Source organism: Crossiella sp. NPDC003009, from assembly GCF_053591555.1.
This window is the reverse complement of sequence record NZ_JBSFUA010000001.1, coordinates 358536-374097: the sequence shown is the minus strand read 5'-3', so window position 1 is coordinate 374097 and position 15562 is coordinate 358536. Positions and strand designations below refer to the sequence as shown.

10 protein-coding genes are annotated in these 15562 nt (G+C 71.2%); 4 read left to right on the top strand and 6 right to left on the bottom strand.

Annotated features, from left to right (window positions below; all coding sequences use genetic code 11):
- Positions 1-19: 19 nt before the first annotated feature.
- Positions 20-1951 carry an alpha-L-fucosidase gene (locus ACWDY5_RS01695; protein ID WP_449720444.1) on the bottom strand — a complete coding sequence of 644 codons (1932 nt, stop codon included), beginning with the start codon at positions 1949-1951 and terminating at the stop codon, positions 20-22.
- A gap of 646 nt (positions 1952-2597) precedes the next feature.
- The gene (locus tag ACWDY5_RS01690; RefSeq protein WP_449720443.1) at positions 2598-4514 is read right to left on the bottom strand and encodes a glycoside hydrolase family 9 protein; all 1917 of its coding nucleotides are present in this window, start codon (positions 4512-4514) and stop codon (positions 2598-2600) included.
- A 310-nt stretch (positions 4515-4824) separates the two neighbouring features.
- Between ACWDY5_RS01690 and ACWDY5_RS01685 the strand changes: the two genes are divergently transcribed.
- A complete protein-coding gene (locus tag ACWDY5_RS01685; RefSeq protein WP_449720442.1) occupies positions 4825-6690 on the top strand; it encodes a glycoside hydrolase family 44 protein in 1866 nt (621 codons plus the stop codon).
- A 123-nt stretch (positions 6691-6813) separates the two neighbouring features.
- On the opposite strand, the gene ACWDY5_RS01680 is transcribed toward ACWDY5_RS01685, so the two are convergent.
- Entirely contained in the window at positions 6814-6951 is a 138-nt protein-coding gene (locus ACWDY5_RS01680; RefSeq protein ID WP_449720441.1) for a hypothetical protein, read from the bottom strand.
- A gap of 14 nt (positions 6952-6965) precedes the next feature.
- On the opposite strand from ACWDY5_RS01680, the gene ACWDY5_RS01675 reads away from it, so the two are divergent.
- The 3 genes from ACWDY5_RS01675 to ACWDY5_RS01665 are packed head-to-tail and all read left to right on the top strand — an operon-like array spanning position 6966 to position 10103.
- The gene (locus tag ACWDY5_RS01675; RefSeq protein WP_449720499.1) at positions 6966-8552 is read left to right on the top strand and encodes an ATP-binding cassette domain-containing protein; all 1587 of its coding nucleotides are present in this window, start codon (positions 6966-6968) and stop codon (positions 8550-8552) included.
- Between the two features lie 5 nt (positions 8553-8557).
- Positions 8558-9292 (top strand): class I SAM-dependent methyltransferase, encoded by a 735-nt coding sequence (locus tag ACWDY5_RS01670; RefSeq protein WP_449720440.1) that lies wholly within the window; start codon positions 8558-8560, stop codon positions 9290-9292.
- Between the two features lie 43 nt (positions 9293-9335).
- Positions 9336-10103 carry a hypothetical protein gene (locus tag ACWDY5_RS01665; protein ID WP_449720439.1) on the top strand — a complete coding sequence of 256 codons (768 nt, stop codon included), beginning with the start codon at positions 9336-9338 and terminating at the stop codon, positions 10101-10103.
- Between the two features lie 21 nt (positions 10104-10124).
- On the opposite strand, the gene ACWDY5_RS01660 is transcribed toward ACWDY5_RS01665, so the two are convergent.
- The 3 genes from ACWDY5_RS01660 to ACWDY5_RS01650 are packed head-to-tail and all read right to left on the bottom strand — an operon-like array spanning position 10125 to position 15551.
- The gene (locus ACWDY5_RS01660) at positions 10125-11357 is read right to left on the bottom strand and encodes a serine hydrolase domain-containing protein (protein ID WP_449720438.1); all 1233 of its coding nucleotides are present in this window, start codon (positions 11355-11357) and stop codon (positions 10125-10127) included.
- A complete protein-coding gene (locus tag ACWDY5_RS01655) occupies positions 11354-12475 on the bottom strand; it encodes a serine hydrolase domain-containing protein (RefSeq protein ID WP_449720437.1) in 1122 nt (373 codons plus the stop codon). Before ACWDY5_RS01655 ends, ACWDY5_RS01660 begins: the two co-directional genes overlap by 4 nt.
- Positions 12476-12533: 58 nt before the next feature.
- Positions 12534-15551 carry a BTAD domain-containing putative transcriptional regulator gene (locus ACWDY5_RS01650; protein ID WP_449720436.1) on the bottom strand — a complete coding sequence of 1006 codons (3018 nt, stop codon included), beginning with the start codon at positions 15549-15551 and terminating at the stop codon, positions 12534-12536.
- Positions 15552-15562 lie beyond the last annotated feature (11 nt).

Below are 15562 nucleotides of genomic sequence, written 5' to 3'. Positions count from 1 at the left end.
GATGGACCGGCTGACCTGACTAGGACGGGATGAGCTGCCACTGCTGCTGAGGCGCCTGGTGGTAGTCCCACTGGTCGAGGACCGTGCCGTCCGCGGTCGAGGCGTCCGGGACGTTGAGCACGCGCTGGCTGAGCCGGTTGGTGAGGATGAAGTAGCCGTCGCCGACCGGGGTGACCGCCCAGTGCTGCTGGTGGAGGTTCGCCTCACTTCGGATGTTCATCTTTCCGCCGTTGCCCCGCGCCAGGCCACCGACCTCCAGCAGCTTGCCGCTGTTCTGGTCCCGGATCTTGAAGTAGCCGTCGCCGGTGGAGATGAAGGTCCACTTCTGCCCCGCGTTGTGCTGCCGGCTCCACTGCTGCACCGGGGTGCCGTCGGCGGTGGCGAGGTTCTGCACGTGGAGCACCTTGCCGCTGTGCCGGGCCTGGACGCGGTAGACGGTGTGCGCGAGCGGGAAGCGGGAGATTAGCCGGGGGCGCGCGAACCGCCCGCCGATGTGGACCCCGTTGATGTTGACGTAGCCACCGGTGGCGGCCGTGACGTGGATGCGCACGAAGCCCACGTTGCGGCCGGCCCACTCGGCGATCTTGAACTGCTGGCCCGCCGCCCAGCTGACGACGGCCACCTCGGTGAAGTCGGCCCCGTTGGTGCTGGTCGAGATCGTGGCAGCGGTGATGTCGCCGTTGGTGTTCGTGCTGTCCCGGTGCCACTGCTTGGGCAGGTACTCCAGCGTGGACACGTTGCTCCACACGCCGCCAAGGTCGATCGTGATCGTCTGCGGCAGGGTGCGGCCGTCACCCCAGGTGGACCAGCAGCTCTCGAACCGGACGTCGCTGCGGTTGTCGATCGCGTGGTAGGCGAACTCGCCGCTGTTGAAGGACGACGCGTAGGCCGCTACCGCGTTCACCGGCCACTCGACGCGCAGGGGCTGTGCGGGCAGCGGCGGGCGCGAGTGGTTCGGGCTCCAGGCGGCGCCGACCTCCGCGAGCCGGGTGACGATGTTGGTGTCGAGCCTGCCGTCGCGGTTGGGCGGGCAGTTGAGCAGGTACGAGGCGTACTTCGGCTCCAGGTCCCTGAGATCGGCCAGGATCGCGTCACGGCCGCGCGGGTTCGTGGTGGGTGTGCTGGGATGCCAGAACCAGCCGTTGCTGATCGTCTCGCCCTGGACACCCGCGTAGGTGTTCCCCTCAGGTGCCCGGACGCCAAGCGGCGCCTCGAAGAAGATCGCGTCGCTGAGCCAGGGCTGCGACAGCCCGCCGATGTCGATGATCACGCAGTCGGGCTGCAACGACTTCACCAGGTGGTGGACCTCCTGGTAGGGGATCTGCTGCTGACCCATCTGCCAGGACCAGCCGTCGGTGACCAGCATGTCGATGGCGCCGTAGTTCGTCAGCAGCTCGCGGATCTGGCCGAGCACCACGGTCATGTCACCCGGTTCGATGGACTGGGCCGGGTCGCTGACGTGACCGCCGAGCGCCTGGATCGTGTGGGTGCGGTCCCAGATCGAGTAGTACAGCCCGACCCTGAGCCCTCGGGCGCGGAAGGCGTGCACGTACTGGCGCACCACATCCCGCCGGTAGCCCGAGTACGCCACGTTCTGCCTGCCGAACGCCGTGGGCCACAGCGAGAACCCGTCGTGGTGCTTGGTGGTCAGCACGCCGTAGCTCATCTTCGCGGCGGCGGCCGCGTCCGCCCACTGTGCACAGTCCACTGAGGACGGTGCGAACAGCGAAGGGCTCTGGCCACCCGCCGCCCATTCCTCGTCGGTGAAGGTGCCGAGGTTGAAGTGGTTGAACATGCCGAAGCGGAGGTCGACCAGCTTGGCCAGGTTCGTCCGGGCGTCCGCCGCGGAAGCCCGGAGCGGCTGCCCCACGAGGCCCGGCATCACCGTCGCGGCCGCCGCCACACTCGTTGCCGCCAGAAAGCCGCGGCGGGACATTCCTGATGTCGTCATCAACGCTCCCACTGTTCGCGCCGCCACACCGCGGCCTTCGATCGGGACATCACTCTCCCGGCCCGGTCTCACCGCAGGAGCCGCATGATCAGTGACAGCAAAAGGTTAGCAATACATCCCATCTCCTGAAAGGGGCCAGCAAATCTTGTTGAACCGTCAATCGAGCAGAAATCACGGCCCAGCAGCTGTTTTTCCGTATTCGACATCGAATTCGACAACTTGATCTAGACGTGACGTCAGCACGTTCCTCGTAGTCCTCCTATGTTTGACCTGGGTTAGGCCTGTTCAGTGCTGGGCGAACTGGCAGCGAGCCGCTGACCAGTCGCTGCCCGTAGATGTCGGTGATCGCGATGGCGCCGTCGTACCGGAAGGAGATCCCGCTCGACGTGCCCGGGCTGAGCAGATTCCAGGTCACCGAGATCTCGCCCACCATCGGGTCGGCCAGGCGGGCGAAGGCTTCCTTGGTCAGGTCGAGCTGACCGACCCGGCACGGCGACGAGGGGGGCGATCGTGGCGCAGATCCGGTTGTTCGGGAACTACGTGGTCGAATCGACTCGGTTCAGTTCGACAAAGACGGTTCGGCCGTTTCGCGGCTGTGGAATCGGCGCGGGACGCCTGCGCACGGCGGACGTCCCGCGCCGACGTTTCACCGGGGCTGGGCGCTGGGTTCCTTGCCCCACACCACGTTGCCATCCTGGCGAAGCACGATCCGGTCCGTCTGCACCACGGTGTTGCCAGTGCCCAGACCGGCTCGGGACCAGTCGTTGGCCGGATCCCACGTGCCCGAACTGGTGATGCGGAACTGGACTTCCTTGCGGTGCGGCGACTGCCCGGCCGGGGTGACGCCGGTGCACGGGATCTCCACGTAGTACACCGAACCGCTGTGCCGCGTCGGCGCGCTCGCCGTGCCGCACTGGTTGTAGTTCATGGTCACGCTGAGCTGGCTGGGTGTGGTCGCGCCGTCGAGGGTGAAGTAGTAGCGCAGCGTGCCGTTGAAGGTCCGCGCGGGCCAGGCACTCTTGTTCAGCACGAACGCCTTGATCTCGGTGAACTGGGCGGCGCTCTGGTTCACCGAGGCCTGCACGGTCAGCTCGGGGCCGTCCGGGGTCTCGGCCGAGGGGAAGCCGGCCAGCGGGGTCCCGCCGTACTCCCGGTACAGCCGCGCGAGTGCGCCGGTGAAGGCCGCGTTGTAGTCCAGTGCCACCTCGTTCATCACGTAGTCGCTGCGGCTGTCGGTGTAGGCGTCGTCGTTCGTGCTCGGGCCGCCGACCAGCGCGCCGTGCAGCACGTGCCGGCTCGTGGCGGGTTCCTGGATGTTGTCGGCCCACGAGCCGTGCGCGGTGCGGTGGTGCGGGTTGCGCGGCGGGTTGGCGCCGAAGCCGACGACGTAGCTGGCGTTGCGGGGGTTGGCGCCGAGGGCGTAGTTGATCTGCCGCACGCCGAAGTCGTGGTAGGTCCTGGCCCGCGCACTGTCCCGTGTGGACAGCCAGTCGGAGTAGACCAGCGCGGTGAACGCCGTGTTGGCGGCGTAACGCAGCGAGCCCCATCTGTCCAGCACCGCCTGGCCGCCGGGCGAGTAGCGCACCCGGTTGCCGTTGTGGCCGGTGGTCCAGAAGTCCAGCCACCGGTTGGCGTCGGTGATGTAGGCCGGTTCACCGGTCAGCTTCGCCATGAGCACGTAGGCGCCGTAGGACTTGTCATCCCAGGCGATCGTCCACCGGTACGAGCGCTCGCTGCTCTGCGGCTCGGTGCCCAGCTTCGAGTACTCCGCCTTGGCCTTGGCCAGGTAGTTGTCCTCCCCGGTGGCGCGGTAGAGCCAGATCGCACCCCACACCAGCTCGTCCTGGTAGCCGCTCCAGGAGTTGTAGAAGCTGGCCGCGTCGGTGATGCAGGAGCTGTACTTGCCCCGGTAGGTGTCGGCGAAGGCGTAGAGCTGCTTGGCATGGGTGACCAGGGTGGCGGCGTAGGCCGGATCGGTCTGCCGGAACACCATCGCCGCGGAGGCCATCGCCGCCGCGTACTCGCCCGCGAGGTCCGAGCCGGGGCAGGACGGGTCCACCTTGTACGACGGCCGCGCCATCGGCATGACCTCGGCCGAGCCCCACCAGGCGTGGTCGGGGTTGCCCGCGCCGACCTGGCCGTAGACCACGTTCGGGGACGGATGCGCCTTGATGATCCAGTCGGTGCCCCAGCGCAGGTTCGCCATGAGATGTTCGAGCTGCCCGGAGCTCGCGTACGCGCCCCGGTTCTCCACCGCGCCCCAGGCGAGCATCGACATGCTGAAGGCGAACGGCAGGCCGAACTTGACGTGGTCGCCCGCGTCGTAGAAGCCGCCGGAGAGGTCCAGGCCCACGTCGCTTCCGTCGCGCAGCGCCGAGTCACCGCGCCAGCTCACGCGGTTGCCCGCCGGTAGTTTCCCGGAACGCTGCGCGTCGTAGAACCAGACGGACTTCTGCAGGGCTTCGCCGTAGTTGAACGCCGGGGCGGCCGAGGCCACCGCCGGCAACGGATTGATCAGGCCGGCGAACAGCGCGGCGACGGTTGCTATTACCGCTCTCGACATGCGCCAGTGCATGTGAGCCTCCAAGGGCAGGGGGTGCAGAGGCTGGACTGGGAGCGCTCCCAGAGTGGGACTGTAGTGCGCCGGATACGCCGCGCAAAGAGCACCGCCGCGGAATTTCACTCCAACGCCGGGCAAGCGACGCGTGAGCGTGGGCCGATCGGCTCTTCCTCGCGCCGTCCCGGCTAATTACAGTCCCCTTATCTGGGAGCGCTCCCAGTCCAGTCCCGGCAACGATGCTGCGAGGACCTTCATGCGACCAAGAAGTCTGGTGCGAGGCGGATCAGCCGTCGCGGTGCTGACACTTACCGCGATGCTCACCGGCCACGCGGCCACCAGCGCCGCCGCGGCGGACACGGGGCCCGCGCTGTCAGTGGACGTCGCCGCCGCCCGGCACGCGATCAGCCCCGACATCTACGGCCTCAACGGCGGCGATCCGGCGTTCAACGCCGAGATCGGCCAGTCGGTGGCGCGCTGGGGCGGCAACACGACCAGCCGCTACAACTTCAAGAACCGCACCCACAACACCGGCAGTGACTGGTTCTTCGAGAACATCGTCAACGACCAGGAACGCTCCGTCGAGGGCATGGTCAAGTCCAACCTCGACCGCGGCATCAAGCCGGTCGTCACCGTGCCCCTGATCGGCTGGGTGGCCAAGGACTCGCCGTCCGCGCACCCGTTCAACTGTGGCTTCCCGGCGACCCGGTTCCCGCAGCAGGACAAGTTCGACGAGTGGGATCCCAACTGCGGCAACGGCCAGCTGGACCAGAAGAACCTCACCGGCGTGCCCACCGACACCTCGATCAAGGCGGACGCGGCCTTCGCCGGCGAGATGGCGGCGCACCTGGCGAACAGGTTCGGCCCGGCGGCGCGGGGTGGCGTGCCGATCTACCAGCTCGACAACGAGCCGGTGCTGTGGGCCCAGACGCATCGCGACGTGCACCCCGAGCCGGTCTCCTACGACGAACTTGGCGGCAAGGGCACCGCGACCGCCGCGGCGATCAAGGCCGCCGACCCCAGCGCCAAGGTCCTCGGCCCGTCCGGCTGGGGGTACTGCGAGTGGGTCGCCTCCGGGGTGGACGGCTGCGGACCGGGTGCCGACTCGGCCGCGCACGGCGGGCTCAACCTCTCCCAGTGGTACCTGAAGAACATGAAGGACTACAGCGACGCCCATGGCGGGCAACGCTTCCTGGACTACTTCGACCAGCACTTCTACCCGCAGATCAGCGGTGACCAGGACCCCGCGGCCAACGCGTTGCGGCTGCGGTCCACCCGGTCGCTGTGGGACCCGACCTACGTCGAGGAGAACTGGATCGGTCCCGGCGGGGTCAACGCGCCGCCGCTGCAGTTCATCCGCATGATGAAGTCGTGGATCGCCCAGTACAACCCCGGCACCAAGACCGCCATCACCGAGTACAACTGGGGCGCGCTGGACCACATCAACGGTGCGCTGGCGCAAGCCGACATCCTGGGCATCTTCGGACGTGAGGGCCTCGACCTGGCCACGATGTGGGGCGAGCCCAAGCCGACCGATCCGGGTGCGTACGCGTTCCGGATGTACCGCAACTACGACGGCGCCGGCAGCCGGTTCGGTGACGTCAGCGTGTCGGCCACCGCCGCCGACCAGGGCCGGCTGGCGGTCTACGCGGCGCAGCGCTCCGCGGACAAGGCGGTGACCGTGATGGTCGTCAACAAGACCGGGGGCGAGCTGACCTCGCCGCTGTCGGTGGCCGGGTTCGACAGCGCCGGTGCGGCGCAGCGGTTCACCTACGGCGAGGCCAACCTGGGCGCCATCGTGCGCGGCGACGATCTCCAGGTGAGCAACGGCCAGGTCAACGCGACTTACCCGGCGAACTCCATCACGCTGCTGGTCCTGCCCGCGGCCGGGTGCTCGGCGAGCCTGCACGTCAACGGCGACTGGGGCACCGGGCACGCCGCGACGGTGACCGTCACCAACGACCGCCGCACGGCGATGACCGGGTGGCGGGTCAGCTGGACGTGGCCCGGCAACCAGCAGGTCACCAAGTCCTGGAACAGCACCCTGACGCAGGACGCCGCCCGCGTGGTCGCCACGGACGCCGGGTGGAACGGCTCGATCGGTGCGGGCGGCAGCACCACCTTCGGGTTCCAGGCCACCGGGAGGGCAGCGCCACCGACACTGGCCTGTACCCCAGCCTGAGCACACCAGCGCGGCGGGGCCGGGCCGGCATCAGTCGGCCCGGCCCCGGCCGGAGCACCGGGTCCGACAGCCGAAAATTCGGTTGGCCCCCTCCAGTCGCCTGACTAGCCTGGCCGCCATGCACTACAGCGCCGGCTTCGCCGCGATGAGCGCGGTCATGCCGCCCAGCTCCGCCGCCTGACGGCGGCGCACCGAGACCTTTCTCCCTGCCCGCCGTTCCGGCCATCGCCGGGCGGCGTGTTCGTGCTGCCCGGCTCCCACCAGAGCTGCGGAGCATTCCCTTGTCCATCACCCCTCATCTGCGCGCCACCGATGTCTCGGTCACCCTGGGCGGGCGCGTGCTGCTCACCGACGTCTCCGTCACCGTGTCCGCCCGGTCCCGGCTGGCCATCGTCGGCGAGAACGGCCGGGGCAAGACCACCCTGCTGCACGTGCTCGCCGGGCTGCGCGTCCCCGACCGGGGTTCGGTGCACCGCGCGGGCACCTTCGGCCTGTCCCAGCAGGTCCTGCCCGCCCAGCCCGGGGCCACCGTCGGTTCGCTGACCGACGAGGCCCTGCACAACGCCCGTGCCGCGCTGCGCGCCCTCGACGCCGCCACCGACGGCCTGACCAGCGGCGAGGACGGCGCGGACGAGCGCTACGCCCGCGCCTTGGACGCGGCCACCCGCCTGGACGCCTGGGACGCCGAACGGCGGCTCGACGTCGCCCTGGCCGGACTGGACGCCTGCACCGACCGGGAGCGGGAGCTGCGCACGCTGTCGGTCGGGCAGCGGTACCGGGTGCGGCTGGCCTGCCTGCTCAGCGCCGGGCACGACATCCTGTTGCTGGACGAGCCCAGCAACCACCTCGACGCCGGTGGGCTGACCTTCCTCACCGAGCGGCTGCGGGCGCACCGGGGCGGGCTGGCGCTGGTCAGCCACGACCGCACGCTGCTGCGCGAGGTGACCCGCGAGTTCCTCGACCTCGATCCCAGCCAGGACGGCAGGCCACGGTGGTACGTCGGGGGTTACGCGGCCTGGCTGGAAGGCCGTCGGCGGGACCGGGCGCGGTGGGTGCAGGAGTACGAGGAGCAGCAGGCCGAACAGCGTGGCCTGTCCGTCGCCCTCGACCAGGCCAGGTCCCGGCTGAGCACGGGCTGGCGGCCGGACAAGGGCAGCGGCAAGCACCAGCGGCAGTCCCGCGCGCCGGGTGTGGTGCAGGCGCTCAACCGGGCGCAGGAGGCACTGGAGGCGCACCGGGTCACCGTGCCCGCGCCGCCGCTGACCCTGCGCTGGCCGGAGCCGAGCACGCGGGCCGGAGCTGGGCTGTTGCGCGCCCACAACCTGAAGGTGACCGGTCGTCTTGAGGAGGAGGTGACGCTCACGGTGGACGGCGGCGACCGGTTGCTGATCACCGGCGGGAACGGGACCGGCAAGTCGACCCTGCTCGCGGTGCTGGTCGGGGACCTGACTCCGACCAGCGGCGAGGTGCGGCGGCTCGCCGGCGCGCGGATCGCGTTGATCGCCCAGGAGGTGCCGGACTGGCCGGGCGAGCTGACCGCGCGCCAGCTGTTCGAGCGGACGGCCCTGCCCGGCTCGCCGACCGCCTCCGGCCTGCTGGACCGGGAGGCCGCGCGCACCCCGGTGGCCCGCCTGTCCCTTGGCCAGCAGCGTCGGCTGGACCTGGCCATGAAGCTGGCCACCCGCCCAGATCTGGTGATCTTCGACGAGCCCACCAACCACCTCTCCCCCGCCCTGGTCGACGAGCTGACCGAGGCGATCGCGGGCACCAGCGCCGCCGTGGTCGTGGCCACCCACGACCGCGGCCTGCTGAGCGAGCTCGCGCATTGGCCCCGGCTGGCCCTGCGCGGAAAGGCAGGATGACCACCATGGAGCAGGACAGAGACCGGCAGGCCCGCTCGTTCGGCGCGGCCGCGGACACCTACGAACGCGGCCGCCCCGGCTACCCACCGGAAGCCGTGGCCTGGCTGGTGCCCGGGGACGCGCGCACCGTGGTCGACCTCGGCGCGGGCACCGGCAAGCTCACCCGCGCGCTGCGTGCCCCGGACCGCGAGGTCATCGCGGTGGAGCCCTCGGACGGCATGCGCGAGCAGTTCGCCCAGGTGCTTCCGGAGGTCCGGGTGCTGGCGGGCAGCGGCGAGTCCATCCCGTTGCCGGACAACAGCGTCGACGTCCTGGTCTGCGCGCAGGCCTGGCACTGGGTGGACCCAGCCCTCGCGGTCCCGGAGGCCGCCAGGGTGCTCCGCCCCGGCGGGTGGCTGGGCCTGGTGTGGAACGTCCGCGACGTCTCGGTGCCCTGGGTCGCCGAGCTGGAACGGATCCTGCGCGACTACGGCCCGGCCACCAACGAGGAGCGGCAGGCGAACCAGGTCGGCGAGCCGTTCGGCCCGGTCGAGCGGCAGGACTTCCGCTGGCCGCAGCCGATCACCACGGCGGAGGCGCTGGACATGGTCGCCTCCCGCAGCTACGTGATCACCCTGCCGGCCGCGACCAGGGCGGAGCTGCTGGGGCGGGTGCGCGCGCTGCTGGCGGACCGGCGGCCGACGGAGATGCCGTACGTGACCGAGTGCTACCGGATGCGACTTCCGGCGACGGACAGGTAGAAACACTCAGGACAAGGCGGCGGTGACCGGGTTGGCTGCTGACGTGCGTACTTCTCGTCTGGTTCCGGTGGTCTGCGCGGTACTCGCGCTGGCCGCGTGTGCCCAACCCGGCGACTCGGAAACCGACCGCCAGGCCGACACGCTGGCCACCGCGATCAGCTATCCGCGGCAGCCGGACGCGGCGGGGTTCGCGCGGGCGGCGCTGGCCACCACGCTGGGCAAGTCGGAGAGCTTCGCGGTGCTGGTGGCGCGGGACGTGCCGCACGGGGTCGACGCTTCGGAGCGGACGGCCCAGCTGGTGATCCGGATTCATCAACCGGCCTTGGAACCCAGTGGGGTTTTTGGCAGGTCGAGGCCAGCGCGGGATGTCTGTTACGAGATGAACTTCAACTACCACGGGATCATGGGCAAACCGCAGCGGACGGCCTGTCCGAAGGATGCCGTGCCCTACACGCCACCGCCGCTGCCGGTGCACTGGAAGGTCCCGCCCGACGCGGGTGAGCGGCTCGTGGCGTTGTTGCGCGGCTTGCCTTCCGCGCCGGTGCAGGAGGAGGTGCTGGCCGCGGTGCGCAACGAAGTCGGGGTGCCGCAGGCGGATCCGGTCGACAAGTCGCCGTGGGAAGGGGCCCGGGTGGTGGTGGCCGGGGCTGATGTCGGGGTGGCGGTGTGGGCCGGGCGCGGGGAGTCCACGAACTGCGTGATGGCGGCGCGCAAGGACGGGAACGTGCGCACGTTCGGGTTGTCCTGGCGGGAGAACAGGGCCGGTGAGGGCGGGCCGGGGTGCAGTCCGGAGACCGCGCTGCGGGGCTGAGCGGCCCCGCAGCGCAGTCCGTCAGGCGGAGCGGCGGGGCATCGCGCGGCCGTTGTGCAGGAAGCGGGCTTGGCCATGGCCGTTGTCGCCGAGGAAGTGGTGGATGCGGTGCAGGCCCTGCTCCGGGTGGGCGGTGATCAGGGCGTCCTCACCATGCGGCAGGAGCCGGACGCCGTCGGCCCGGACCGCGCCGGTGTGGTCCTGGGTGATCGTGGTGGTGGAGAGGGAGTTGCCGTAGGTGCCGAGGTAGCGGGTCGCGTCGATCGGGCCTGGGGTTGGGATGGGGGGCGCGGGTAGGTCGATTCCGGCCAGGTCGCGGAGCAGGTGGGTGAGGAGTTCCTGGTGCAGGGCTTCGGCTTCGCCGCCGTTGGTGAGCAGGGTGATGGCCAGGCCCAGTTCCGGGATCAGGCGCAGGAACGCGGCTTGGCCGATGGTGTTTCCGTTGTGGCCGTACATGGTGTGCTCGCCGAGGTGGAAGACTTCCCAGCCCAGTGCCCAGGCGTTGCCGTGGGCGGTGATGGGGGCGATGCGCACCTGTTCGGCCCGCATGGCCTGGCTGACTTCGCCGGTGAAGTGGCTGCGGGCGAAGGAAAGCAGGTCGCGGGCGCTCATGGTGAGCACCGAGCCCGCCGCCGCGAGCGAGCGGGGCAGGGCCCAGACCGTGGTGGGCTGGGGTGGGTCGTCGGGGCTGGGGTGAAGGTGGCCGACCGCGGCGCGGTGCAGGATGGCCTGGTCCGCGTCGGTGGCGGTGTGGGTGAGGTTCAGCGGTTGGATGAGGTGGTCGGTGAGGCACTGGATGAACGGCTTGCCGTGCAGGGCTTCGATGAGCTGGCCGAGCACGCAGTAGCCGGCGTTGTTGTAGGAGAACAGTTCGCCCGGCTCGAACAGCTGGAGCGCCTCGCTGAGGTTGTACTCGTCACCGTCGAAACCCGCGGTGTGGCAGAGGAGTTGGCGGGTGGTGATCACCGCGGCGGCTGACTCGTCCGCTAGCCGGAAGTCCGGCAGGTAGGCGCGGACCGGGCGGTCGAGGTCGAGCTTTCCCTTGTGCGCCAGCTGCATGGCCAGGGTGGCGGTCCAGACCTTGCTGACCGAGCCGATCTGGAACAGCGAGTCCGTGGTGGCCGGGACGCCGGTGCGGGTGTTGAGCACACCGGCGGCGTGCTCCCGGTGCTCGCCGTTGGCGTACACGCCCAGGACCGCGCCGGGCACCCGGTGTTCGGCGATCAGGTCGGCCAGCGCGTTGTGGATGCTCATGAGCCGAAGACCGCCTCGATGATCTGGTGGCAGGCCAGGTACCAGTTCCAGTCGCCGTTGAGGTGCATCGCGACCAGCAGCCCGCCGTCGGGGGTGCCCATGGCCAGGGTGACGCTGCCGCCTTCCACGCCGGAGAGCACGTGCACCACCTGGCCGTCGGCCAGCGTCCACTGGCTGACGCCGGTGCCGTAGCGGGCGTTGGGCAGCCAGTCGGCGGTGGGGACGGTGTGCCACATGGTGTTGTGCTGTGCCTGCGGCAGCAGGGAGCCGGTGATCAGCGCGGACAGCAGCCGGAGCAGGTCGCCGGTGGTGGAGACCAGGCCACCGGCCGCCCAGCCGGAGTAGGTGCGGTCGGTGACGTCAGCCGGGTCGGTTTCCGGGCCTGCCAGCAGCGAGGTGTAGTTGTCCACGGTGAGACTGGCCGGGTCGACGCCGTCCCGGACGAACATCCTGCTGTAGGCCTTGGCGTGCGGGCCGCGGAACCGCTGTTCGGCGAGGCCGCGCACGTAGGTGCCGGTCAGGCCGAGCGGCTCGATCACCGTGCGGGCGACCTCCTCCTCGTAGCTCCGGCCGGTTGCCTTCTCGATGATCGCGCCCGCGAGGTGGTAGCCGCCGTTGGCGTAGGCGAAACCCTCCCCCGGCTTGTGCCGCGGCGGGACGGCCAGCTGGAGCCGGATCAGTTCGTCCACAGTGGACACGTCGTAGCGGTGTGCGGCGAAGCCGGCCCGGGTGTGGTACTTGCGCACGATCTCCGGGCTCAGGCCGGTGATGCCCAGGCCGCCGGTGTGGGTGAGCAGCTGCCTGATGGTGATCTCGCGGCCGTCGTTGCCGTTGCCGCGGACCACGCCGGGCAGCCAGGTGTCCACGGTGTCGTCCAGGCTCAGCCGTCCCTCGGCTTCCAGGGTCAGCAGCGCGGTGGCGGTGCAGGCCTTGCCGACGCTGCCGGTGTGGAACTGCTCCCCCGGTTCGCGGCGGCGGCCGGTGGTCACGTCGGCCAGTCCGGCCGAGCCGAACCAGGTGCCGTGCTCGTCCCGGATCTCCGCGACCGCGCCCGGGGCGCTCTGTTCGGCCACCACCCGGTCCAGCGCGTCCTGCACCCTCTGGTGCGTGTTGGTCATGGTGAGCACGCTGGCCGGAGGCGCTGACAGCGATCTGACACGGGGCTGACGACCTCGGTCAGAGGGTGTGCAGCCGTTGCCGCGCTTGGTCTCTTGCGAGTCCCGCGCCCCGGTCGAATGCCTGTGCGAAGGCCGGGCCGAGTTGGGCGGTGAGCTCGTTGGTCAGCGCGCGCAGTTCCGGGTCGCCGCGGTCGACAGCGCCGCGAATGGCCTGGCTGAGGCCGAGTGCGAAGGCCGCCTCAGCCGGTGCCAGCAGCCGGGCCAGCAGTTCCGCGGCCCGTGCCGGAGCCACCGCGGCGACCAGGGGCAGAAGTTCCCGCGCGTTCGGGGAGCCGGTGTCGATGCGGGTGGCCATCCGGACCGGGGCGATGAGCATCGCGGCGGCCTGCTCAGCGCCAGGAAGGCCGTGCACCAAGGCTTCCAGGCCGTCCAGCAGCTCATGGGCGCGGTCCGGGTCGCCGGTGCGGCGGTGCAGGTCGGCCAGGGCCACCAGGGGTTCGATCCGCAGGTGTGGCTCGCCGCGCTCGACCGCCTGGCGCAGTGCGGTGTCCAGCTCCCGCCGCGCCCCGGCCGGATCGCCCGCGCGGGTCCGCTGGACGCCCAGCTTGGCACGGTAGGCGGTCTCCTCCGCCCAGCCGAGCCCGGCCGCGAGCGCCACGCTCCGCGCCAGCGCGTCCAGGGCTTGCTGCTGCTTCCCCGCGATGGCGTGGTCCTGGGCCACCGCGGCCAGCGTGTGCGCCAGCACGAGCCGGTCGCCGGACTCCTCGAACCCGCGCAGCGCCTGCCGTCGCAGCGCCGCCGCGCCCGGCCAGTCGCCCTGGTCCTCGCGGAAGAACGCCCGCAGCAGGTTCCCGCCCGCGGCCGCCCACAGGTCTCCGGCCTCGCGCAGCAGCTGCTCGGCCAGGTCGTGGTGCCCGGCGAGGTAGGCCGCGGGGGCGGTCGCGACCAGCAGGGTCGGGTGGCGGGTCAGCGCCCCGGTGGCCAGGCAGTCCTCGACGAGCGCGCGCACCCGGGCGGGGCCGGGGAAGGCGACCTCGGCGGTGAGCTCGCGCAGCGCGGTCAGTCCGGCCCGGCTGTGGCTGGGCAGGGTGTCGCCGAAGCGGAGCACCTCGGCCACAAAACCCTCGGCCCTGGCGTCCAGGCGGAACATCTTCCAGTACCAGGTCAGCGCGGCGACCAGCCGCGCGGCCGGGTCGGCCTGGTTGTCGGCGATGGCGGTGCGCAGGGCGTGCACCAGGTTGTCGTGCTCGGTGTCGAGCAGGCGCAGCGCGGCGAGCTGGTCCCGGTTGCGCAGCCGTGGTTCCTGTTCCTCGGCCAGGGCCAGGAAATGGCGCACGAACCGGTCAGCGAGGGGTTTCCGCTCGGCCAGCCGTTCGGCGGCGTAGGCGCGGATCGTGGCCAGCATCCGGTACCGCTGCCCGTCCCACTGCACCAGGGACTTCTCCACCAGCGCGCCGAGCAGGTACACGATGTCCTCGGGCGGCAGCGTCTCATCGGCGCAGACCGCTTCCACCGCAACCGTTCCCGCCCCGCCGGGGAAGATCGACAGCCGGGCGGTCAGCAGCCGTTCCGGTTCGGTGAGCAGGTCCCAGCTCCACTCGACCACCGCGTGCAGCGTGCGGTGCCGGGGCAGCGCGGTCCGGCTGCCGGAGGTGAGCAGCCGGAACCGGTCGTCCAGGCGGTGCACGATCTGCTCGGCGGTCATCGAGCGCAGCCGGGCCGCGGCCAGTTCCAGGGCCAGCGGCAGGCCGTCCAGGCGTCGGCAGATGTCCGCGACCGTCTCGTCCACCGCGAAGCCGGGCCGCACCGCCCGCGCCCGATCGAGGAACAACCGCACCGCGTCGGGCTGGGCCAGCGGCCCCAGGCGGCACAACGCCTCGCCGGTGATGGCCAGGGGTTCCCTGCTGGTGGCCAGGATCCGCAGTCGGGGCAGGCGGGTCAGCAGCTCCTCGGCGAACTTGGCGGCGGCGTCCACCAGGTGTTCGCAGTTGTCCAGCACCAGCACCGCGTCCTCGGGCCCGATCAGCTCCGCGAGCTGGTCCAGCACCGGCTGCCGCGCCCCGCCCAACCGCACCCTGGCGGCGCTGAGCACCCCCAGCACCGCCCCGGCGACCTCCTCCGCCCCGGCCAGCGGCACGAACCACACCCGTGCGGGCACCGGATTCCGGGCCGCCGCCTCGATGGCCAGCCGGGTCTTGCCCACCCCGCCCGGTCCGACGATGGTGACCAGCCGGGCGGCGGCCAGCTGGCCGGTGAGCAACTCCAGTTCCGTCTCGCGCCCGGTGAAGCTGGTCAGCTGTGCGGGCAGCCGCCCCGCCGCCGGTTGTGACCGTGCCGCCAGCGGTTCAAGCTCACCGCGCAACACGGCCAGGTGTACCTGCCGCAGCTCGGCCCCTGGATCAACCCCCAGCTGCTCGGCCAGCGCCCGGCGCACCTGCTCGTAGACCGCCAGCGCCTCCGCCTGCCGCCCCGCCTCATACAGCGCCCTGATCCGCAGTGCGGCCAGTCGCTCCCGCAACGGATGCGCTTCCACCGACTCGGCCAGCACCTCCTCGTGCCTGCCCAGTCGCAGCGCCGCTTCGGCCCGGTCCTCCACCGCCGCCAGCCGGGCCTCGGCCAGCCGACCGGCCGCCGCCCGGACGAACTCGGCATCGGGCAGGTCGCTCAGCGCCGCCCCGGTCCACAGCCCCAGCGCCGCGTCCAGGCTGGCGATCGCGGCGGCGGGATCGTGCGCGGCGAGCTCCCGGCGGCCGCGCGCGGCCAGCTCCTCGAACCTCGGCGCGTCCACCTCGGCCACCAGCCGGTAGCCGCCACTGGCCGACTCCACCGCTGCCGCGCCCACCGCCTTGCGCAGCCGGGAAACCAAGGCCTGCAAGGTGTTGGTGGCGTCGGCCAGCGAGTCCGCGCCCCACAGGTCGTCGATCAGCACCTCGGCGGGCACCGGGCGGCCACGGGCCAGCGCCAGCCGGGCCAGCAGCAGCCGCACCCGCGCGCCCGGAATCGCGATCGGCGACTCACCAGCCCGGGCGCGGACCGGTCCCAGCACCGCCACCCGAGTCCCGCTGCCTTCGCGCACTCCCCATTGTT

Bases quoted from the DNA above. Each gene is read 5' to 3' on its own strand.
- ACWDY5_RS01695 (WP_449720444.1), bottom strand. From the start codon at position 1,951: ATGACGACATCAGGAATGTCCCGCCGCGGCTTTCTGGCGGCAACGAGT.
- ACWDY5_RS01690 (WP_449720443.1), bottom strand. From the start codon at position 4,514: ATGTCGAGAGCGGTAATAGCAACCGTCGCCGCGCTGTTCGCCGGCCTG.
- ACWDY5_RS01670 (WP_449720440.1), top strand. From the start codon at position 8,558: ATGGAGCAGGACAGAGACCGGCAGGCCCGCTCGTTCGGCGCGGCCGCG.
- ACWDY5_RS01685 (WP_449720442.1), top strand. From the start codon at position 4,825: ATGCTCACCGGCCACGCGGCCACCAGCGCCGCCGCGGCGGACACGGGG.
- ACWDY5_RS01655 (WP_449720437.1), bottom strand. From the start codon at position 12,475: ATGACCAACACGCACCAGAGGGTGCAGGACGCGCTGGACCGGGTGGTG.
- ACWDY5_RS01660 (WP_449720438.1), bottom strand. From the start codon at position 11,357: ATGAGCATCCACAACGCGCTGGCCGACCTGATCGCCGAACACCGGGTG.